3 protein-coding genes are annotated in these 4597 nt (G+C 69.0%); 1 reads left to right on the top strand and 2 read right to left on the bottom strand.

Features of this window, described 5'->3' with window-relative positions; all coding sequences use genetic code 11:
• Positions 1-87 precede the first annotated feature (87 nt).
• A complete protein-coding gene (locus tag C472_RS16040; protein WP_006630915.1) occupies positions 88-1173 on the bottom strand; it encodes a DNA topoisomerase IV subunit A in 1086 nt (361 codons plus the stop codon).
• A complete protein-coding gene (locus tag C472_RS16035; RefSeq protein WP_006630914.1) occupies positions 1174-3639 on the bottom strand; it encodes a DNA topoisomerase VI subunit B in 2466 nt (821 codons plus the stop codon). It lies immediately after the preceding gene.
• A 170-nt stretch (positions 3640-3809) separates the two neighbouring features.
• Here C472_RS16035 and C472_RS16030 point away from each other — a divergent pair.
• Positions 3810-4597 (top strand): oxidoreductase (locus C472_RS16030; protein WP_006630913.1); only part of this gene is annotated, 788 nt, incomplete at its 3' end.

The raw sequence follows: 4597 nt of genomic DNA, 5'->3' as shown, positions 1-4597 counted from the left end.
CGACTCCCTCGCGCGTGCTGACTCGCGGCCGCCTTCGGCGGCACGCTCGCAGGCACGCGCCACCGCTTTTGGTCTGGGCTTGTCCCCCTACAACACGCCCATCTCGCCGAGGCGCTCGGGGAGGTAGGTGTCGGTGACGAAGTCGAGGCCGCGGCTCGCCAGCGACTGCTGTTCGGACTTCTTGCCGATGTCGAGCTGGAGTTCGATCTGCTCTTCCCAGTAGTCGGTCTGGAACCGGGGGTCCTCCAGCTCGGATTCGAGGGCGTTGATGTCGGAGTCCGCGAGCGGGTCGCTCGGGAGGTCGTACTCCACGATGTCCTCGGGCTGGATCCCGATGAACCGCGCTTCGGGGGTCGCGAGGTACTTCGAGAGGTGCGCGGACTTGATCGAACCGTACGCCACGGAGCCGTAGATCCGGTAGGACCACGGGTCGCCGTCCGTGAACACCACCACGGGGAGGTCGAGCTCGTCGCGGAACCGCTTCGTCAGCCGGCGCGTGGCGCGGGCGGGCTGGCCGCCGAGATGGACGACCAGGGCGTCGTGCTCCTCGTCGAACCCGTTCTCGACGAGCCGGTCGCGCATACCGCCGGTCTCGACGCAGAGGACGAACTCGGCGTCGTTGTCGAGGAACTCGATCGTGTCCGGGTTGTTGGGGATCTGGTAGCCGCCCTGCCCGACGTCGAGCTGGCAGTGGATCTCACGGTCGCCGCGGTTGGTCTGCTCGCGGATCTCCAGCGGGCCCATCACCTTCGCGCCGGACTCCTCGGGCCGCATGTGGAAGTCCTCGCGGGTGACGCCCGTGACGATCTCGAGGTCCTCGACGAGGTCGTTCGACTCGTCCTGACTCTTGAACTGCGCCTCGTCGTTGTCCCACGACTCCGAGAGGTAGTACAGCTCACGCAGCGTGGACGAGCGGTCGTCGTCCAGCTGGTCCGCGAGGAACTCGATCGTGTACGCCGCCTTCAGCAGCTTGCGCGCGCCCCGCACCGAGTTGGCGCTGCGCGTCGAGGTGCGGTCGCCGTAGGTCCAGACGCCGCTCGCCTCGTCGTACTCGATGTTGCTCTTCGTCCGCGTCGGGAGCGTCATCTCGGGGATCTTCCCGTCCGCGAACTGGTCGTAGAAGTCCGCGGCCAGGTCGATCAGCTCGTCTCGTGCGTCGCTTTCGGTCGTCATTTAGGCGTTCACCGTCAGTTTCTCCGTCTCCACGCCGCCGACGCTGACCTCGAACTCCGCGTCGCCGTCGACCGCGTACGTCAGTTCCCGCTCGTCGCCCGAGGGCACCTCGGGCTTCCACTGGACGAACCACTCGCCGTCCATGTCCACGGCCGTCCCGTCCGAGAGGTCGGTCGGCTCCGCCGAGACGATGTCCGTGATCTCCAGCTGTTCGTTCACGTCCGAGTGGTTCTCGACCACCAGCGTCACCGTCTCGCCGTTCACCTCTCGCTCGACGCTGACGTTGTTCATGATCCGCGCCAAGGCCCCGTCGATGTCGGGGCGCGACCGGCCCGTCACCTCCGACACTTTGTCGGCCATCTCGGGGAGGATCCGGCCGAGAACGTCCTGTTTCTCCCGGCGCTGTTGCATCGAGCGCCGCTTGTTGAGGAACGACTTCAGCTCGCGGGCCGCCTCGCGGACCGCCAGTTCGATCTCGTCTTCGATCTCGGGGACGTTCGCGAGCGCGTCCTTCGACTCGCTCGTGAACGGGACGTTGGTGGAGGCGACGTGGATGCTGATGACCGCCGGCCCGTTCGGCATCCCCGACCCGCCGGGCTGGTCGAGCCCGTAGTTCCGCCAGCCGATCGACTTGATCACGTCCGTGGTCGCGCACGCGCCGCGCTGGTAGACCAGCGGGACGCGGTTCGCGAACCGCAGCAGTTCGACCGACCCCTCCGACGGGATCTCCCCGCCGTAGGCGATGCCGGCCTCGACGATGAACGGGTCGCCGCCGTGGACGTCGGCGTCGCGGGTCGCGGCCGCGTAGAAGTCCGCGTCGTACTCCTTGCGCAGCCCCGCCTCGACGAGCTCCTCCGTGATCGGCGCGAGGCAGTCGGTCGGCGGCGCGAGGATGTCCGTCGTCCGCATCGCCTCCAACAAGTCGGCTGCCGCGTCGCGGCTCCCCGCGATCGCCGTCACCTTCGGCGGGTCGTCCGGGACCGTCCGCGCCCGCGACCAGAACGCGTCGACGACGTTCTCGCGGGCGGTCTCGCCGAACGTCGCGTCTCGCTGCTCGGCGACGAACGACGCCGCGTCGGCGACGAGCCGTTCGAGGTCGTCGAGCGTGACCCGGAACGCGTCGCCGTCGAGGTTCTCGAACCGGCGCGCCAGCGCCTCGGCCATCGCCCGGACCGCGGCGTCGTCCTTCCGGGTCGACGTCGCGTCGTCGACCAGCGCGTAGACGTCGGGCACGAGCGGGGACTCCGTGGCCTCGCCGCCGTCGTCCTCATCGGACGCGTCGGCCGCGTCTCCGTCCTCGTCGCCGCCGACGCCGGTTATCGCTCGCCACGCGGCGTCGACCGCGTTCTCGCGGACGGTGCCGCCGAACGTCTTGCCCGTGTCGTCCTCGACGGTCTCCGCGACCTCGTCGACGATCGCGGCGAGTTCGGAGCGAGCGAGCCGGTCGTTGTTCGCTACGGTCTCGGCGACGCCCTCCGCGAAGGCGGTCGTCGCGTCCTTGCCCTTGTTGGCGACCGCCTCGGCCACCGCGCTCGCGACGTCGCGGTCGTCGTGGGCGCGCGGCGGGGACCACGACAGCTCCCGCCCGTAGTACACGTCGCGGAAGTTGTCGATGACGCTGTCGGCGGTCTTCTTGCCGACGCGCGTGAACTCCTCCTGGAGGAATCCGGAGACCGAGTACGACTCGGTCGCCTCCAGCATCTTGATCAGCGACCCGAGCTCGACCCCGTGCGGGTGCGGGCGGATCTCGTGGGTCTCCGCCGGAAGCTCGTCGGTCGCGCGCTCGAACTTCATCGGCTCGTCGAGCCCCGGCTCACGCAGTTCGAGCCGCGCGTGGGGGTTGACGACCGCGGTGTGTTTCACGTAGTCGTGGAGCTGCTGGCGGGCGCGCATGTTCGCCTCCATCTCCAGTTCGATCCGCGTGCCGTGGGGGCGGTCCCACGTCGTCTCCTCGTCGGCCTGGATCTCCGGCTCGTTCGTGTCCGTGTCGATGATGAGTTCGAAGTACTGCGCCCGCGACTGGCCCTTCGGGCGCGAGGTGATCTTCGCCGGCTGGCCGGAGGTCAGCTGAGAGTAGAGCACGGCCGCCGAGATGCCGATCCCCTGCTGGCCGCGGGACTGCTCGCGGGCGTGGAACCGGCTGCCGTACAGAAGCTTCCCGAACACCTTGGGGAGCTGTTCTTTGGTGATGCCCGGCCCGTTGTCCTCGATAATGAGCCGGTAGTAGTCGCCCACCTCCTCGATCTCGATGTAGATGTCGGGGAGGACGCCGGCCTCCTCGGTCGCGTCGAGGGCGTTGTCCACCGCCTCCTTGACGGCGGTGACGAGCCCGCGAGCGCCCGAGTCGAACCCGAGCATGTGTTTGTTCTTCTCGAAGAACTCGGCGATGGAGATCTCGCGCTGGCCCTCGGCCAGCTCCTCCGCGATCCCCTCCTCGTCGCCGATCGTCGACTGGAAGGACGTCATTCGGTGTCCCTCCCTTCCACCGAGGCAGTTAAAAACGCACCGGCGGCGCGGTGAAAGTGTATCTCCGCGGCAGACGCCGTCTCGTCGCCCTGTTCGGGAGCGTCTCGCACGGGGGGACGACCTCCGATCCGGCCGACAGGTTTCTCACCGTGACGCCCCACCCTCCAGACATGACCGACTGGACGGCCGAAGACATGCCGCGGTTGGACGGGAAGACGGTTGTCGTCACCGGCGCGAACAGCGGGCTCGGGTTCGAGGGGACCCGCGAGTTCGCCGCGAAGGGCGCGACCGTCGTGATGGCGTGCCGGAGCGTCGAGCGCGCCGAGGACGCGGCCGCCGAGATCCGCGCCGACGCGGGCGGCGCGGTCGACGGCGACCTCGACGTGCGCGAGTGCGACCTCGCGTCGCTCGGCTCCGTGGCGTCGTTCGCCGAGGGCCTCGCCGACGACTACGAGGCGGTCGACGTGCTCTGTAACAACGCGGGCGTGATGGCGATCCCGCGGAGCGAGACCGAGGACGGGTTCGAGACGCAGTTCGGCGTCAACCACCTCGGCCACTTCGCGCTCACCGGCCGCCTCTTCCCCCTCCTCGACGCCGCCGAGGGCGTCGGGGGCGACGCGCGCGTCGTCACCCAGTCGTCCGGCGCGCACGAACAGGGCGAGATGGACTTCGCCGACCTCAACTGGGAGCGGTCGTACGGCAAGTGGCAGGCGTACGGGCGCAGCAAGCTGTCGAACCTGCTGTTCGCCTACGAGCTCCAGCGGCGGCTCGACGACTCCGAGGAGGTCGCCGGGATCCGCAGCGTCGCCTGCCACCCCGGCTACGCGGACACGAACCTCCAGATGCGGACCGCCGCGGAGAGCGGGAACCCGCTGATGAAGGTCGGGATGAAGGCCGCGAACGCCGTCCTCGGGCAAGATCCGGACATCGGCGTCGAACCGATGCTGTACGCGGCGAC

The sequence above is a fragment of the Halorubrum tebenquichense DSM 14210 genome, assembly GCF_000337415.1.
Taxonomy (GTDB): Archaea; Halobacteriota; Halobacteria; order Halobacteriales; family Haloferacaceae; genus Halorubrum; species Halorubrum tebenquichense.
The sequence above is the reverse complement of the archived record's forward strand: the minus strand, read 5'-3'. Positions and strand labels throughout refer to the sequence as shown.